General features: G+C 70.0%; 16 protein-coding genes. 1 reads left to right on the plus strand and 15 read right to left on the minus strand.

From position 1 onward, the window contains the following. Positions 1-44: 44 nt before the first annotated feature. The 13 genes from metK to pyrR all read right to left on the minus strand — a co-directional run bounded on the left by metK (position 45) and on the right by pyrR (position 14,563). A complete protein-coding gene (gene metK / locus ACIP8W_RS09205) occupies positions 45-1,253 on the minus strand; it encodes a methionine adenosyltransferase (protein WP_401949685.1) in 1,209 nt (402 codons plus the stop codon). 288 nt (positions 1,254-1,541) lie between these two features. Further along, complete coding sequence (gene coaBC / locus ACIP8W_RS09210) at positions 1,542-2,783, minus strand: bifunctional phosphopantothenoylcysteine decarboxylase/phosphopantothenate--cysteine ligase CoaBC (RefSeq protein WP_402202513.1); 1,242 nt, start codon at positions 2,781-2,783, stop codon at positions 1,542-1,544. Positions 2,784-2,901: 118 nt separating this feature from the next. Beyond that, on the minus strand, positions 2,902-3,174 hold the full coding sequence (gene rpoZ / locus ACIP8W_RS09215) for a DNA-directed RNA polymerase subunit omega (protein ID WP_005319902.1): 273 nt from the start codon (positions 3,172-3,174) through the stop codon (positions 2,902-2,904). Between the two features lie 64 nt (positions 3,175-3,238). Then, positions 3,239-3,802, minus strand: coding sequence for a guanylate kinase (gene gmk, locus ACIP8W_RS09220; protein WP_401949692.1), 564 nt, complete (start codon positions 3,800-3,802; stop codon positions 3,239-3,241). Between the two features lie 38 nt (positions 3,803-3,840). After that, positions 3,841-4,164, minus strand: a complete 324-nt coding sequence (locus ACIP8W_RS09225; RefSeq protein ID WP_401949695.1) for an integration host factor — start codon at positions 4,162-4,164, stop codon at positions 3,841-3,843. A gap of 267 nt (positions 4,165-4,431) precedes the next feature. After that, positions 4,432-5,286, minus strand: a complete 855-nt coding sequence (gene pyrF / locus ACIP8W_RS09230; protein ID WP_401949698.1) for an orotidine-5'-phosphate decarboxylase — start codon at positions 5,284-5,286, stop codon at positions 4,432-4,434. After that, on the minus strand, positions 5,283-6,392 hold the full coding sequence (locus ACIP8W_RS09235; protein WP_401949701.1) for a quinone-dependent dihydroorotate dehydrogenase: 1,110 nt from the start codon (positions 6,390-6,392) through the stop codon (positions 5,283-5,285). Before ACIP8W_RS09235 ends, pyrF begins: the two co-directional genes overlap by 4 nt. Before the next feature lie 126 nt (positions 6,393-6,518). Further along, positions 6,519-9,830 carry a carbamoyl-phosphate synthase large subunit gene (gene carB, locus ACIP8W_RS09240; RefSeq protein ID WP_401949704.1) on the minus strand — a complete coding sequence of 1,104 codons (3,312 nt, stop codon included), beginning with the start codon at positions 9,828-9,830 and terminating at the stop codon, positions 6,519-6,521. Continuing rightward, entirely contained in the window at positions 9,823-10,980 is a 1,158-nt protein-coding gene (gene carA, locus ACIP8W_RS09245; RefSeq protein ID WP_401949707.1) for a glutamine-hydrolyzing carbamoyl-phosphate synthase small subunit, read from the minus strand. The genes carB and carA overlap by 8 nt, the downstream gene beginning before the upstream one ends. Continuing rightward, complete coding sequence (locus ACIP8W_RS09250) at positions 10,977-11,567, minus strand: hypothetical protein (RefSeq protein WP_401950436.1); 591 nt, start codon at positions 11,565-11,567, stop codon at positions 10,977-10,979. Before ACIP8W_RS09250 ends, carA begins: the two co-directional genes overlap by 4 nt. A gap of 5 nt (positions 11,568-11,572) precedes the next feature. Then, positions 11,573-12,859 carry a dihydroorotase gene (locus tag ACIP8W_RS09255; protein WP_401949710.1) on the minus strand — a complete coding sequence of 429 codons (1,287 nt, stop codon included), beginning with the start codon at positions 12,857-12,859 and terminating at the stop codon, positions 11,573-11,575. Positions 12,860-12,861: 2 nt separating this feature from the next. After that, positions 12,862-13,872 (minus strand): aspartate carbamoyltransferase catalytic subunit, encoded by a 1,011-nt coding sequence (locus ACIP8W_RS09260; protein ID WP_401949713.1) that lies wholly within the window; start codon positions 13,870-13,872, stop codon positions 12,862-12,864. Positions 13,873-13,963: 91 nt separating this feature from the next. Beyond that, complete coding sequence (gene pyrR, locus ACIP8W_RS09265; protein WP_401949716.1) at positions 13,964-14,563, minus strand: bifunctional pyr operon transcriptional regulator/uracil phosphoribosyltransferase PyrR; 600 nt, start codon at positions 14,561-14,563, stop codon at positions 13,964-13,966. Between the two features lie 251 nt (positions 14,564-14,814). Here pyrR and bldD point away from each other — a divergent pair, with 251 nt between their 5' ends. Continuing rightward, positions 14,815-15,315, plus strand: coding sequence for a transcriptional regulator BldD (gene bldD / locus ACIP8W_RS09270; protein WP_023542978.1), 501 nt, complete (start codon positions 14,815-14,817; stop codon positions 15,313-15,315). A 149-nt stretch (positions 15,316-15,464) separates the two neighbouring features. Here the strand turns inward: bldD and nusB are convergent, their stop codons facing one another. Beyond that, positions 15,465-15,902 carry a transcription antitermination factor NusB gene (gene nusB / locus ACIP8W_RS09275; RefSeq protein ID WP_401949719.1) on the minus strand — a complete coding sequence of 146 codons (438 nt, stop codon included), beginning with the start codon at positions 15,900-15,902 and terminating at the stop codon, positions 15,465-15,467. A gap of 2 nt (positions 15,903-15,904) precedes the next feature. Next, a complete protein-coding gene (gene efp / locus ACIP8W_RS09280) occupies positions 15,905-16,471 on the minus strand; it encodes an elongation factor P (protein ID WP_401949722.1) in 567 nt (188 codons plus the stop codon). Positions 16,472-16,516 lie beyond the last annotated feature (45 nt).

Raw genomic sequence — 16,516 nt, forward strand, 5'->3', positions numbered from 1 at the left:
GATATACCGAACGGTCCGGGGCCTCATGGCGAAACGGGGGGAGATCAGACCCCGGCGGCAGCGCGCAGCGCGTCCACGCGGTCGCGGCGTTCCCACGTGAAGTCGGGGAGCTCGCGGCCGAAGTGGCCGTACGCCGCGGTCTGCGCGTAGATCGGGCGGAGCAGGTCGAGGTCGCGGATGATCGCGGCCGGCCGGAGGTCGAAGACCTCCGCGATGGCCTGCTCGATCTTCTCCGTGTCGATCGTGGCGGTGCCGAAGGTCTCGACGAAGAGGCCGACCGGCTCGGCCTTGCCGATCGCGTAGGCGACCTGGACCTCGCAGCGCGCGGCGAGACCGGCGGCCACGACGTTCTTCGCGACCCAGCGCATCGCGTACGCGGCGGAGCGGTCGACCTTCGACGGGTCCTTGCCCGAGAAGGCGCCGCCGCCGTGGCGGGCCATGCCGCCGTAGGTGTCGATGATGATCTTGCGGCCGGTGAGGCCGGCGTCGCCCATGGGGCCGCCGATCTCGAAACGTCCGGTCGGGTTGACCAGCAGGCGGTAGCCCTCGGTGTCGAGCTTGATGCCGTCGTCGACGAGGCCCTTGAGGACGTACTCGACGACGAACTCGCGTACGTCGGGGGCGAGCAGCGAGTCCAGGTCGATGTCGGACGCGTGCTGCGAGGAGACGACGACCGTGTCGAGGCGGACGGGCTTGTCGCCGTCGTACTCGATGGTGACCTGCGTCTTGCCGTCGGGGCGCAGGTACGGGATGGTCCCGTTCTTGCGGACCTCGGAGAGCCGGTTGGAGAGCCGGTGCGCGAGGTGGATCGGGAGCGGCATCAGCTCGGGCGTCTCGTCGCAGGCGTAGCCGAACATCAGGCCCTGGTCGCCGGCGCCCTGCTTGTCCAGCTCGTCCTCATCGCCCTCGACCCGCTGTTCGTAAGCGGTGTCGACACCCTGCGCGATGTCCGGCGACTGCGCGCCGATGGACACCGAGACGCCACAGGAGGCGCCGTCGAAGCCCTTCTTCGAGGAGTCGTAGCCGATCTCCAGGATCTTGTTCCGCACCAGCTGGGCGATGGGCGCGTAGGCCTTGGTGGTGACCTCTCCGGCGACATGCACCAGACCCGTGGTGATCAAGGTCTCCACGGCGACCCGGGAGGACGGGTCCTCTGTCAGAAGCGCGTCAAGAATGGTGTCGCTGATCTGGTCAGCGATCTTGTCGGGGTGACCTTCGGTCACGGACTCCGAGGTAAAAAGACGGCGGGACACATCGCTCCCTGGGGTTGCAGCGGCTGCTGGCTGATCATTGGCGGACCGGCGGGAGGCTGCAGGCCCCGCGACGATCCACGACCACTTTATCGGTCGCGTCGTGGTCGTGGGGGCAAGTTCTCGATCTTTGGGCGCCCCGGTGACCCGACGACTGCATTATGCGACACCGTGATCGTGCCTGGCCAGAGGCACTCTTGCCGAATTTCACCCGATTCCGCGCCACCAAAGGACGAACTATTCCCTCGTGTGAAAAATAACGCGCAGCGCTGAATTCACACGGCGCCCCGCTCAGTCCCCGTCCCGGGAGAGCCTCGGTGCCACCAGGTCCCAGACCACATCCGCCAGGGCCTCCTTCGGCCCGTACGGTACGGGGGTCTCGCCGCCGTCCGAGGCGAGGACGACCGCCTCGTTCTCCTCGGCGCCGAAGGTCTTCCGCTCCCCGACCTCATTGACGACCAGCAGGTCACAGCCCTTGCGCCGGAGTTTTGTCCGCCCGTTGGCCAGAACGTCGTCCGTCTCCGCGGCGAAGCCGACGACCACCTGGCCGGGGCGGGCCCGCTCGGCCGAGATCTCGGCGAGGATGTCCGGATTGCGGACCAGCGCGAGGGGCGCGGGCTCCTCGCCGTCCTTCTTCTTGATCTTGCCCGCGGCGTGGACGAGCGGCCGGAAGTCGGCGACGGCCGCCGCCATGACCACGGCGTCGGCGACGGCGACGGCCTTCAGTACGGCTTCGCGCAGCTGCATCGCCGTGCCGACATGGACCACGTCGACGCCCGCCGGGTCGGCCATCCCCGTGTTGGCCTCGATCAGGGTGACCCGCGCCCCCCGTGCCGCCGCCGTACGGGCCAGGGCGTACCCCTGCTTCCCGGAGGAGCGGTTGCCCAGATAGCGCACGGGGTCCAGCGGCTCACGCGTACCGCCCGCGCTGATCACGACATGGCGCCCGGCCAGATCGGGGCGGACCGCCCCGCGCGCCAGCACCCGGCGGCAGACCTCGAAGATCTCGCCCGGGTCGGGCAGCCGGCCCTTGCCGGTGTCGGCCCCGGTCAGCCTGCCCACGGCGGGCTCGATGACGACGGCGCCCCGGCGGCGCAGGGTCGCCACGTTCTCCTGGGTGGCCGGGTGCTCCCACATCTCGGTGTGCATGGCGGGCGCGAAGACGACCGGACAGCGCGCGGTCAGCAGCGTATTGGTGAGCAGGTCGTCGGCGAGGCCGTGCGCCGCCTTCGCCAGCAGGTCGGCGGTGGCCGGGGCGACGATCACCAGCTCGGCGGCCTGGCCGGTCCGTACGTGCGGCACCTCGTGGACATCGGTCCAGACCTCGGTGGACACCGGGTGGCCGGAGAGCGCCGACCAGGTCGCGGCCCCCACGAAGTGGAGCGCCGACCCGGTCGGTACGACCCGTACGTCGTGGCCGGACTCGGTGAGCCGCCGCAGCAGCTCGCACGCCTTGTACGCGGCGATGCCACCCGCGACCCCCAGCACGACCTTCGGCCGGTCCGCCCCGCCCACGCCACTGACCTTCTCCACCACGTCTCCCCTTCGCGAACGAACCCGTGCCGTAACGAACCCGTGCCGTACATCCCCATGACACACCACAGGCCCGGCGGTCGCGCCGCCGGGCCTGTGGTGAAAGTGCGTGTGCCGCCTACTGGGCCGGGCCCTCGATGGCCTCGGAGGTCAGCAGACCCGCGTTGATCTCACGCAGGGCGATCGAGAGCGGCTTCTCGTGGACGTGGGTGTCCACCAGCGGACCGACGTACTCAAGCAGGCCCTCACCGAGCTGCGAGTAGTACGCGTTGATCTGGCGCGCGCGCTTGGCCGCGTAGATCACGAGGCTGTACTTGGAGTCCGTGGCCTCAAGCAGCTCATCGATCGGCGGGTTGATGATGCCCTCGGGCGCGGTGATGGAAGAGGACACTCTCTTGCCTTCCGAAGAAAATTCAGGGAACTACAGAAAATGCTGAAACGCTAATAACGCTGAGTCAAGCAACTGCCATCAAGGCTAGCAGCTCACGCGCCACATCCTCGACGGAGGTGTTGACCAGCGTCGTATCGAACTCCGACTCGGCCGCCAGTTCCACCTTGGCCGCGTCCAGCCGGCGCTCGATCACCTCGGCCGATTCGGTGCCCCGCCCGGTGAGCCGGCGGACCAGCTCGTCCCAGCTCGGGGGGGCCAGGAAGACCAGCCGCGACTCGGGCATCGATTCCTTGACCTGCCGGGCACCCTGGAGATCGATCTCCAGGAGTACGGGCTCACCCGCCGTCAGCCGGTCGAGGACCGCCTGACGCGGGGTGCCGTAGCGATTGCCCGCGAACTCCGCCCATTCCAGCAGCTCGCCGTTGGCGACCAGCTTGTCGAACTCGTCGTCGGAGACGAAGAAGTACTGGACGCCGTGGCGCTCGCCGGGGCGCGGTTTTCTCGTGGTGGCCGACACCGAGAGCCATACCTCGGGGTGGACCTTGCGCATATGGGCGACGACCGTGCTCTTACCGACCCCGGAGGGGCCGGAGAGCACGGTCAGCCGCGGTCGTGCCTCTGCTGCCATGCAGCGATTATCCAGGTTCCCGGGAGTGCCCGGGAACGTCAGGCGGCCTTGCCGCCGAACTCGCGCTCCAGGGACGCGATCTGGTTGGAGCCGAGACCGCGGACGCGGCGGCTTTCGGAAATACCCAGCCGCTCCATGATCTGCTTGGCGCGGACCTTGCCCACGCCGGGCAGCGATTCGAGCAGGGCGGAGACCTTCATCTTCCCGATGACGTCGTTCTCCCGACCCTGCTTGATCACGTCATGAAGGGACGCACCGGAGTGCTTGAGTCGATTCTTGACCTCGGCCCGCTCCCGGCGAGCCGCGGCGGCCTTTTCGAGCGCGGCTGCGCGCTGTTCAGGGGTAAGGGGCGGAAGAGCCACGCCTACGTCACCTCGGATGTCGAACTGTCGGATACGGACCGGTGAGGAAGCTAATCGCCCCACACCCAGGCGAGCAACGGGCAAGGGCTGCACGTTGGCTCTCGACGGAGACTAGCGGCCAAGTCCGCCCGAGTCAGCGAGAACAGACGAAAAGTCCTGGTCAGCATCTACCATCGGTAAGATTTGAGATGTTTTGCCCAAATTTTTGGACAGGATCCCGGACACCCTTGTCCTCACGCGTCGCCGAAAGTCACCCCGTGAGCCTCTTCACTCACCCGCGAGCCCCTTCGCGCCCCCGTCGACCGCCGCCCGTACCTCGTCGGCCAGCCGCAGCGCGGCCTCCCGCAGGGCGCCGGTGTCGGGACCGTGCCGCAGGACGCCCCGGCTGACGCTCGGGACCACGTTGCCGGCCGCCGCGCCGAACACCTGGGGCAGATCGGCCGGGGTCGCGCCCTGCGCGCCGATCCCCGGGGCCAGCAGCGGCCCGTTGATCGCCAGGTCCACGCCCGGCGCGCCGAGCGTCGCGCCGACGACCGCGCCCGCCGAGCCGAGCGGGGCCGCGCCCGCGTTCTCCGCCGCCAGATGGTCGAGCATCACCCGCGCGAGGGACCTGCCGTCCGCCGCCGTGGCGCGCTGCACCTCGGCGCCCTCCGGGTTGGAGGTCAGCGCGAGGACGAAGACCCCCGAGCCGGCAGCAGCCGCCGCGTCCAGCGCCGGGCGCAGCGAGCCGAAGCCGAGGTACGGCGAGAGGGTGACCGCGTCCGAGAAGAGCGGCGACGACGGGTCCAGATAGGCCGCCGCGTACGCGCCCATGGTCGAGCCGATGTCGCCGCGCTTGGCGTCCATCAGGACCAGCGCACCGGCTGCCCGCGCCTCCTCGACGGCCCGTTCCAGTACGGCGATGCCGCGCGACCCGAAGCGCTCGAAGAACGCGGACTGCGGCTTGAGCACGGCCACCCGGTCGGCCAGCGCCTCCACGACCGTACGGGTAAAGCGTTCGAGGCCCGCGATGTCGTCGCCGAGGCCCCAGTCCGTCAGCAGCGAGCTGTGCGGGTCGATGCCGACACAGAGCGGGCCCCGGGTGTCCATGGCGTGGCGCAGGCGGGTGCCGAAGGGGGTCATGAGGTCACCTTCCGGGTGTCCGCGCCGACTGCCTCGGCGAGGGTGCGGTACGGGCTGACCGCCAGGCGCGCGGCGAGCCCCTTGTGCAGGGAGCGGCTCCAGAACGGGCCCTCGTAGACGAAGGCGCTGTAGCCCTGGATCAGGGTGGCGCCCGCGAGGATGCGCTGCCAGGCGTCCTCGGCGTTCTCGATGCCGCCGACCCCGACCAGGGTGATCCGGTCGCCCACGCGCGCGTACAGCCTGCGCAGGACCTCCAGGGAGCGCGCCTTGAGGGGCGCGCCGGACAGTCCGCCGGTCTCGGCCGTCAGGGCGGGGGCGGAGACGAGGCCGAGGGAGGCGCGGGCGATGGTGGTGTTGGTGGCGATGATGCCGTCCAGGCCGAGTTCCACGGCGAGGTCGGCGACGGCGTCGACGTCCTCGTCCGCGAGGTCGGGCGCGATCTTGACGAGGAGCGGGACCCTGCGGTCGGTGACGGTACGGTCGGCGGCTTCCCGTACGGCGGTGAGCAGCGGCCTCAGCTGGTCGACGGCCTGGAGGCTGCGCAGCCCGGGGGTGTTGGGCGAGCTGACGTTGACGACGAGGTAGTCGGCGTGCCGGGCCAGCCGTTCGGTCGACAGGACGTAGTCGCCGACCGCTTCGCTCTCCGGGACGACCTTGGTCTTGCCGATGTTGACGCCGACGGTGGTCCTGAAGACGGCCTTGCGGGCCCCCAGCCGGGCCGCCACGGCCGCGGAGCCCTCGTTGTTGAAGCCCATCCGGTTGATGAGCGCGCGGTCCGCCACGAGCCGGAAGAGCCGCTTGGGCGGGTTGCCGGACTGCGGCTCGCCGGTGACCGTACCGATCTCGATGTGGTCGAAGCCGAGCATGGACAGGCCGTCGATCGCCACGGCGTTCTTGTCGAAGCCCGCGGCGAGCCCGAAGGGCCCGTGCATCCGCAGCCCGAAGGCCTCGGTGCGCAGTTCCCTGTGGCGGGGGGCGAGGGCGGCCGCGACGAAGACGCGCAGAACGGGGATCCGGGCGGCGAGCCGGATCCACCGGAAGGCCAGCCGGTGGGCACGTTCGGCGTCCATCCGCCGGAAGACCAGTCGGAAGAAGAGCTTGTACATGGGGTGTTTTGTCCTCTGGGACCTCATGACGAGGGGGACACCGCATCCGGTGTCCCCCTCGTCGGAGTGATGGAGGCGGACCGGCGCACGGGGGCGGCGTCGCGGGGCCCCATGCGCCGGTCCGTCTTAGTCCTGGCGGGCCGCGGTCAGCCGTTCCGCGTGTTCCTGGAGGGAGCACACGCCCACGTCGCCGTGTTTGAGTGCGTCGATGCCCTGGACGGCGGCGGCCAGCGCCTGGACCGTCGTCAGGCACGGGACGCCGCGCGCCACGGCCGCCGTGCGGATGTCGTAGCCGTCGAGCCGGCCGCCGGTGCCGTACGGCGTGTTGACGATGAGGTCGACCTCTCCGTCGTGGATCAGCTGGACGACGGTCTTCTCGCCGTTCGGGCCCTCGCCCTCGCTCTGCTTGCGTACGACGGCGGCGTTGATGCCGTTGCGCTTGAGGACCTCGGCGGTGCCGGAGGTGGCGAGCAGCTCGAAGCCGTGGCCGACCAGCTCGCGCGCCGGGAAGATCATCGAGCGCTTGTCGCGGTTGGCGACGGAGATGAAGGCGCGTCCCTTGGTGGGCAGCGGCCCGTACGCCCCGGCCTGCGACTTGGCGTACGCCGTGCCGAAGGCGGAGTCGATGCCCATGACCTCGCCGGTGGAGCGCATCTCCGGGCCGAGGACGGTGTCCACCCCGCGGCCGTGGATGTCGCGGAAGCGCGACCACGGCATCACGGCCTCCTTGACGGAGATCGGCGCGTCCAGCGGCAGGGTGCCGCCGTCGCCCTGGGCCGGCAGCAGCCCCTCCGCGCGCAGCTCCGCGACGGTGGCGCCGAGCGAGATCCGGGCGGCGGCCTTGGCCAGCGGTACGGCGGTCGCCTTGGAGGTGAAGGGGACCGTACGGGAGGCGCGCGGGTTGGCCTCCAGGACGTACAGGATGTCACCGGCCATCGCGAACTGGATGTTGATCAGCCCGCGGACGCCGACCCCGCGCGCGATGGCCTCGGTGGAGGCGCGCAGCCGCTTGATGTCGAAGCCGCCCAGGGTGATCGGGGGCAGGGCGCACGCCGAGTCACCGGAGTGGATACCGGCCTCCTCGATGTGCTCCATGACGCCGCCGAGGTACAGCTCGGTGCCGTCGTAGAGCGCGTCCACGTCGATCTCGATGGCGTCGTCGAGGAAGCGGTCCACCAGGACCGGCCGGGTGGGGCTGATCTCGGTGGACTCGGCGATGTACGAGGAGAGCCGGGTCTCCTCGTACACGATCTCCATCCCGCGTCCGCCGAGGACGTACGACGGGCGGACGAGGACGGGGTAGCCGATCTCGTCGGCGATGGCCTTGGCCTCGGCGAAGGTGGTGGCGGTGCCGTGCTTGGGCGCGGGCAGCCCGGCCTCGGCGAGGACCCGGCCGAAGGCGCCGCGGTCCTCGGCGGCGTGGATCGCCTCGGGGGGCGTGCCGACGACCGGTACGCCGTTGTCCTTGAGCGCCTGGGCGAGGCCCAGCGGGGTCTGGCCGCCGAGCTGGACGATGACCCCGGCGATCGGGCCCGCCAGGGTCTCGGCGTGCACGATCTCCAGGACGTCCTCCAGGGTGAGCGGCTCGAAGTAGAGCCGGTCGGAGGTGTCGTAGTCGGTGGAGACGGTCTCCGGGTTGCAGTTGACCATCACCGTCTCGTAGCCCGCGTCGCTGAGCGCGAAGGAGGCGTGGACGCAGGAGTAGTCGAACTCGATGCCCTGGCCGATCCGGTTGGGCCCGGAGCCCAGGATGATCACCGCGGGCTTCTCGCGCGGGGCGACCTCGCTCTCCTCGTCGTACGAGGAGTAGAAGTACGGCGTCTTCGCCGCGAACTCGGCGGCGCAGGTGTCCACCGTCTTGTAGACGGGCCGGATGCCCAGCGCGTGCCGTACCTCGCGTACGACGTCCTCGCGCAGCCCGCGGATCCCGGCGATCTGCGCGTCCGAGAAGCCGTGCCGCTTGGCCTCGGCGAGCAGCTCGGGGTCGAGCTTGTCGGCGGCGGCCAGCTCGTCCGCGTACTCCTTGATCAGGAACAGCTGGTCGACGAACCACGGGTCGATCTTCGTGGCGTCGAAGACCTCCTCGGGGGTGGCCCCGGCGCGCATCGCCTGCATGACGGTGTTGATCCGGCCGTCGGTGGGGACCTTGGCGGTCTCCAGCAGCGCGTCCTTGGCCCCGGGGTCGCCCGTGAAGGTGAACTGGCTGCCGGCCTTCTCCAGCGAGCGCAGGGCCTTCTGGAGCGCCTCGGTGAAGTTGCGGCCGATGGCCATGGCCTCGCCGACCGACTTCATGGTGGTGGTGAGGCTGGCGTCGGCGGCCGGGAACTTCTCGAAGGCGAAGCGCGGCACCTTGACGACGACGTAGTCGAGGGTGGGCTCGAAGGAGGCCGGGGTCTTCTCGGTGATGTCGTTGGGGATCTCGTCCAGCGTGTAGCCGACCGCGAGCCTGGCGGCGATCTTGGCGATCGGGAAGCCGGTGGCCTTGGAGGCGAGCGCGGAGGAGCGGGAGACGCGCGGATTCATCTCGATGACGATGACGCGGCCGTCGTCGGGGTTGATCGCGAACTGGATGTTGCAGCCGCCGGTGTCGACGCCGACCTCGCGGATGACGGCGATGCCGACGTCCCGCAGGATCTGGTACTCCCGGTCGGTGAGCGTCATGGCGGGGGCGACGGTGATCGAGTCGCCGGTGTGCACGCCCATCGGGTCGAAGTTCTCGATGGAGCAGACGACCACGACGTTGTCGTGCTTGTCGCGCATCAGCTCCAGCTCGTACTCCTTCCAGCCGAGGATGGACTCCTCCAGGAGCACCTCGGTGGTCGGGGAGAGCATCAGGCCCTGTCCGGCGATCCGGCGCAGGTCCTCCTCGTTGTGGGCGAAACCGGAGCCGGCGCCGCCCATGGTGAAGGAGGGACGTACGACGACGGGGTAGCCGCCGAGCGTCTCGACACCGCCCAGGACGTCGTCCATGGTGTGGCAGATGACCGAGCGGGCGGACTCGCCGTGGCCGATCTTCGCGTGGACGGCCCTGACGACCTCCTTGAAGAGATCGCGGTCCTCGCCCTTGTTGATCGCCTCGACATTGGCGCCGATCAGCTCGACGCCGTACTTGTCGAGGGTGCCCGACTCGTGGAGCGAGATCGCGGTGTTGAGCGCGGTCTGGCCACCGAGGGTGGGCAGCAGCGCGTCGGGGCGCTCCTTGGCGATGATCTTCTCGACGAACTCGGGGGTGATCGGCTCGACGTAGGTGGCGTCGGCGATCTCCGGGTCGGTCATGATCGTGGCCGGATTGGAGTTGACCAGGATGACGCGCAGGCCCTCGGACCTGAGGACGCGGCAGGCCTGGGTCCCGGAGTAGTCGAATTCAGCGGCCTGGCCGATGACGATCGGTCCTGAACCGATGACCAGGACGGACTGGATATCGGTGCGCTTAGGCACGCTGGTCCTCCATAAGCTGTACGAAGCGGTCGAAGAGGTACGCGGCGTCGTGCGGGCCCGCGGCCGCCTCGGGGTGGTACTGGACGCTGAAGACCGGCCGGTCGAGCAGCCGCAGCCCCTCCACCACCTGGTCGTTGAGGCAGACGTGGGAGACCTCGGCGCGGCCGTAGGGGGTGTCGGAGACCCGGTCGAGCGGGGCGTCGACGGCGAATCCGTGGTTGTGCGCGGTGACCTCGACCTTTCCCCAATTGCCGTCGGCGTCTCGTTCCTGCACCGGCTGATTGATACCGCGGTGGCCGTACTTCAGCTTGTACGTGCCGAAGCCGAGCGCCCGCCCGAGCAGCTGGTTTCCGAAGCAGATCCCGAAGAGCGGGGTGCCGCGCTCCAGGACGCCCTTGACGACGGTGAGGTCGGCGGTGGCGGGGTCGCCGGGGCCGTTGGAGAGGAAGACCCCGTCGGGGGCGGTCGCGTACACCTCGTCGAGGGTGGCGGTCGCGGGCAGGACGTGCACCTCGATGCCGCGCTCGGCCATCCGGTGCGGGGTCATGCCCTTGATGCCCAGGTCGAGGGCGGCGACGGTGAACTTCTTGGCGCCGATCGCGGGGACGACGTACGCCTCGGTGGTCGAGACCTCGGCGGAGAGGTCGGCGCCGGCCATCTCGGGGGCCTGCTGGACCCGGGCGAGCAGGGTCGCCGGGTCGGCCAGCGACGCGCCGGAGAAGATCCCGACGCGCATCGCGCCGCGCTCGCGCAGATGGCGGGTGAGCGCGCGGGTGTCGATGCCGCTGATGCCGACGACGCCCTGGGCGACGAGTTCGTCGTCGAGCGACCGGCGCGAGCGCCAGTTGGACGGGGTGCGGGCGGGGTCGCGTACGACATAGCCGGAGACCCAGATCCGCCGGGACTCGGCGTCCTCGTCGTTGACGCCGGTGTTGCCGATGTGCGGGGCGGTCATCACGACGACCTGGCGGTGGTAGGAGGGGTCGGTGAGGGTCTCCTGGTAGCCGGTCATGCCGGTGGAGAACACCGCCTCGCCGAAGGTCTCCCCCACGGCCCCGTAGGCACGGCCGCGGAAGCTGCGGCCGTCCTCCAGGACGAGTACGGCGGGAGACGCCTTGGGGCGGGCGGTTCCCCGGGTGGAGGTGGTCATCGTGCGGGGCCTTCCGTCGTGATCAAGTGGTTCATGGAGTTGATGGCGTCGGCCCAGGCGGCGTGGTCGGCCGAGCGGTCCGCGCGGAAGCCCGAGTCGATCAGCTTGTCGCCGTGGCGCCAGGTGACGATCAGCAGACCGCCCTCGGCCAGGACCTTGCCCGCGATGCCCTTGTCGAGCCGGGCCTCGCTCAGCTGTCCGGCCGGGACGAAGAAGTCGTTCGCCCCGGGGCGTACCACGTCCAGTCCGGCGTCGGTGAGCGTCAGCTGCACCCGGCTGCGGGCACCGAGGCCATGGGCGACGATCCGGTCGAGCCACTGCCCGGCGGTCGTGGAGCCGTGGTACCGGCCGGTGAGGAGGGGCAGCTTCGGCGCGCCGGGGTCCTCGGGAGCGGTGGGCAGCTCCGGCAGGTCCGACTGGAGACTGCCGCGCCATTTCCAGCCCTGGCGCATCAGCCAGTAGACGAACACGACGAAGAGCAGCAGACCGACGACCCAGCCGATCCTGGCCGCCCAGTCCGTCACGTCCGCCGATTTCTGTTCGGCGGCCAGCGGAAGGAAGAACTTCGCGCTTGTCACCTGTGTCACTTCACTCACACCAGATTCCCGTCGATGACCGTGGCCCGGCCCCGCAGGAAGGTGTGGGTCACACGTCCCGGCAGCTCACGGCCCTCGTACGGGGTGTTGCGGCTGCGGGAGGCGAAGCCCGCGGGGTCCACTGCACCACGGTATGCCGGATCGACCAGGGTGAGGTTGGCGGGCTCGCCTGCCGAGACGGGACGGCCGTGGCCGTCGAGCCGGCCGATGCGCGCCGGGCGGACCGACATCCGGTCCGCGACGCCCGCCCAGTCCAGCAGTCCGGTGTCGACCATCGTCTCCTGGACCACCGACAGAGCGGTCTCCAGCCCCACCATGCCCATGGCGGCGGCGGCCCACTCGCAGTCCTTGTCCTCGTGCGGGTGGGGCGCGTGGTCGGTGGCCACGCAGTCGATCGTGCCGTCCGCCAGGGCCGCGCGCAGGGCCAGCACATCGGCCTCGGTGCGCAGCGGCGGGTTCACCTTGTAGACCGGGTTGTACGACCGGACCAGCTCGTCGGTGAGCAGGAGGTGGTGCGGGGTGACCTCGGCGGTGACGTTCCAGCCCTTGGACTTCGCCCAGCGGACCAGGTCGACCGAGCCCGCCGTGGAGAGATGGCAGATATGGACGCGGGAGCCGACGTGGGCGGCCAGCAGCACATCGCGGGCGATGATCGACTCCTCGGCCACCGCGGGCCAGCCGCCGAGCCCCAGCTCGGCCGAGACGACGCCCTCGTTCATCTGGGCGCCCTCGGTGAGCCTCGGCTCCTGGGCGTGCTGGGCGACGACGCCGTCGAAGGCCTTCACGTACTCCAGCGCCCGGCGCATGATCACCGCGTCGTCGACGCACTTGCCGTCGTCGGAGAAGACGCGCACGTTCGCGGCGGAGTCGTGCATGGCGCCCAGCTCGGCGAGCTGCTTGCCCTCCAGCCCGACGGTGACGGCGCCGATCGGCTGGACGTCGCAGTAGCCGGACTCCCGGCCGAGCCGCCAGACCTGTTCGACCACTCCGGCGGTGTCGGCGACGGGGAAGGTGTTGGCCATGGCGTGGACGGCGGTGAAGCCGCCCACGGCGGCGGCCTTCGTGCCGGTCAGAACGGTCTCGGAGTCCTCGCGGCCGGGCTCGCGCAGATGGGTGTGCAGATCGACCAGGCCGGGCAGCAGGATCAGGCCGGCCGCCTCGACGACGGTGGCGCCGTCGGCCGTCAGGCCCGTACCCACCGCTTCGATGGTCTCGCCGTCGATCAGTACGTCCCGTGCCTCGCCGCCGAGGATCTTCGCGCCCCGGATCAGGATCTTGCTCATGATTACTTGCTCTCCTCGGTACGGGACGTGGTGACGGCGGGCTCGTTGCCGCCCAGCAGCAGATAGAGCACGGCCATCCGGATCGACACCCCGTTGGCGACCTGCTCGACGGCCGTGCAGCGGTCGGAGTCGGCGACCTCGGCGGTGATCTCCATGCCGCGGTTCATCGGGCCGGGGTGCATCACGACGGACGTCTCGGGCATCCGTCCCATGCGGTCGCCGTTGAGGCCGTAGCGGCGGGAGTACTCGCGCTCGGTCGGGAAGAACGCGGCGTTCATCCGTTCGCGCTGGACCCGCAGCATCATCACGGCGTCGGAGCCGGGCAGGACCCGGTCGAGATCGTAGCTGACCTCGCACGGCCACTTCTCGACCCCGATGGGGACGAGGGTGGGCGGGGCGACCAGGGTGACCTGGGCGCCGAGGGTGTGCAGCAGCAGGACGTTGGAGCGGGCGACCCGGCTGTGCAGCACGTCGCCGACGATCGTGACCCGCCGGCCCTCCAGATCGCGCCCGATGCCCGCGTCCGCGCCGACCAGCCGGCGGCGCAGGGTGAAGGCATCGAGCAGCGCCTGGGTCGGGTGCTCGTGGGTGCCGTCACCCGCGTTGACGACGGCGCCGTCGATCCAGCCGGAGGTGGCGAGCCGGTAGGGCGCCCCGGAGGCGCCGTGCCGGATGACGACGGCGTCCGCGCCCATCGCCTCCAGGGTCAGGGCGGTGTCCTTGAGCGACTCGCCCTTGGAGACGGACGAGCCCTTGGCGGAGAAGTTGATGACATCGGCCGACAGCCGCTTGGCGGCGGCCTCGAAGGAGATGCGGGTGCGGGTCGAGTCCTCGAAGAAGAGGTTGACGACCGTACGGCCGCGCAGGGTCGGCAGCTTCTTGATGGGCCGGTCGGCGACCCGGGCCATCTCCTCGGCGGTGTCGAGGATCAGCACGGCCTCGTCACGGCTGAGGTCGCCTGCGGAGATGAGGTGGCCGGGTGTACGGGGGCTTGCCCCGGGGAGACGCAGCATCGGGAGAGTGCTCCGGTGTGTGGGATGTGCGGGCGTGCGGGCGCACGGACGCATCCGTTACGGGACGGCGGCGGGGGAGCGGGTCGGTGCGCTACCGCTCGCCGGGCCGCTGGAGGCCGAGCAGCACGGTGTCCCGGCCGTCCTCCTCGGCGAGCTGGACCTTGACGGTCTCCCGCAGGGAGGTGGGGAGGTTCTTGCCGACGTAGTCGGCGCGGATCGGCAGCTCGCGGTGGCCCCGGTCGACGAGGACCGCGAGCTGTACGGCCCGGGGGCGCCCGATGTCGCCGAGCGCGTCCAGGGCGGCGCGGATCGTACGGCCGGAGAAGAGCACGTCGTCGACGAGGATGACGAGCCTGCCGTCGATGCCGTCGCCGGGGATGTCGGTGCGGGCCAGCGCGCGGGCGGGCCGCAGCCGCAGGTCGTCGCGGTACATGGTGATGTCGAGGGAGCCGACCGGGATGACGCGCCCGGTGATCCCCGCGAGCTTTTCGGCCAGTCTGCGGGCCAGGAAGACGCCCCGGGTCGGAATGCCGAGGAGCACCACGTCGTCGGCGCCCTTGGCGCGTTCGACGATCTCGTGGGCGATACGGGTCAGGACCCGCGCGATGTCGGGGGCCTCCAGGACGGCGCGTGCCGCGCCGCCGGGGTCATCCGTGGTGCTGGGGCTGTCGGGGGTACCGCTGGTGTCCATAGAAAACGGACCTCCTTCTCCGCCTCACGGGACGGATCTTAAAGGACGTCGAAAAATGCCGGAATGCTGAAATTACGCCACCCAGGCTAGCAGGACGTCCGCGCCCCTCCCGGCCCCACCCCCCACCGGAGCGCGGTACACAGGGCGGTACGGAGCCGGATGTGGACCTTTCCACTCTCGTTCGGCTTGACGCATCCAAGTAACGCTGCGTAACCTCACAGTGAGTTACCAGACTTCGTCCGGGGAGCTATATGTCCAGCGAATACGCAAAGCAGCTCGGGGCCAAACTCCGTGCCATCCGCACCCAGCAGGGCCTCTCGCTCCATGGCGTGGAGGAGAAGTCCCAGGGCCGTTGGAAGGCCGTGGTGGTCGGTTCGTACGAGCGCGGGGACCGTGCGGTCACGGTGCAGCGCCTCGCCGAGCTGGCTGATTTCTATGGGGTCCCGGTGCAGGAGCTGCTTCCCGGCACCACGCCCGGCGGAGCAGCCGAGCCGCCGCCGAAGCTCGTCCTCGACCTGGAGCGGCTCGCCCATGTGCCGCAGGAGAAGGCAGGCCCCCTCCAGCGCTACGCGGCGACGATCCAGAGCCAGCGCGGCGACTACAACGGGAAGGTGCTGTCGATCCGCCAGGACGATCTGCGCACGCTGGCGGTCATCTATGACCAGTCGCCGTCGGTCCTGACCGAACAGCTCATCAGCTGGGGTGTCCTGGACGCGGACGCGCGGCGCGCCGTCGCCCACGACGAGGGCTGAGCCGGGCCCGGATCAGCAGAAACGTCACCTCCGGAGGGCGGATCCGTCGTTGGACGGGTCCGCCCTCCGGCGCTGTGTCCTCACGTTCCCCCGGGCGGGCCGGGACCGGTCCGCCCGGGGGAACGTGAGGACAGAACACTCAGAACCTGTCAGACGCTCTCGTCGCGGCGCAGGCTCGGCTTGAGGCTCTTGAAGCGGCCCAGCAGGCCGTTGACGAAGGCAGGGGAGTCATCGGTGGAGAACTCCTTGGCGAGCTGTACCGCCTCGTCGATCGCCACCGCGTCCGGGGTCCCGTCCTCCCACACCAGCTCGTACGTGCCGAGCCGCACGATGTTCCGGTCGGCGACGGGCATCCGGTCGAGATCCCAGTCCGTCGCATAGGTGGAGATCAGCTCGTCGATACGGTTCGCGTACTCCGCGTACCCCTCGACCAGCACCATCGTGAACTCACCGACGGGCGGCTGGCGGTCGTCGCTCCGCGAGTGCCGAATCCAGTCCGCGAGAACCGTCTCCACGGACTCCCCGCGCTGGTCTGCCTCGAAGAGGATCTGGAAGGCGCGCTTGCGGGCCTTGCTCCGGGCAGCCACGGTTAGCTGTTCACCCGGCCGAGGTAATCGCCGGTGCGGGTGTCGACCTTGATCTTCTCGCCGGTGGTGATGAAGAGCGGGACGCCGATCTCGTAACCGGTCTCCAGCGTGGCCGGCTTGGTGCCGCCGGTCGAACGGTCGCCCTGGACGCCGGGGTCGGTCTGCTGGATGGTCAGCTCGACGGCGGCGGGCAGCTCGACGTAGAGAACCTCGCCCTCGTGCGTGGCGACGCTGGCCTTGAAGCCCTCGATCAGATAGTTGGCGGCGTCGCCGACTGCCTTGCGGTCGACCATGAGCTGGTCGTACGTCTCCATGTCCATGAAGACGTAGTACTCGCCGTCCATGTACGAGAACTGCATGTCACGGCGGTCGACGGTGGCCGTCTCGACCTTCACACCGGCGTTGAAGGTCTTGTCGACGACCTTGCCGGAGAGCACGTTCTTCAGCTTGGTACGCACAAAGGCCGGGCCCTTGCCGGGCTTGACGTGCTGGAACTCGACGACGGACCAGAGCTGGCCCCCGTCGAGCTTGAGTACCAGGCCGTTCTTGAGGTCGTTCGTGGAAGCCACGGTTGCGGAATCTCCTGGACTGAATGCTGGCGGACGACCGAGGGT

The sequence above is a fragment of the Streptomyces sp. NPDC088554 genome (genome assembly GCF_044752945.1).
Lineage (GTDB): Bacteria > Actinomycetota > Actinomycetes > Streptomycetales > Streptomycetaceae > Streptomyces.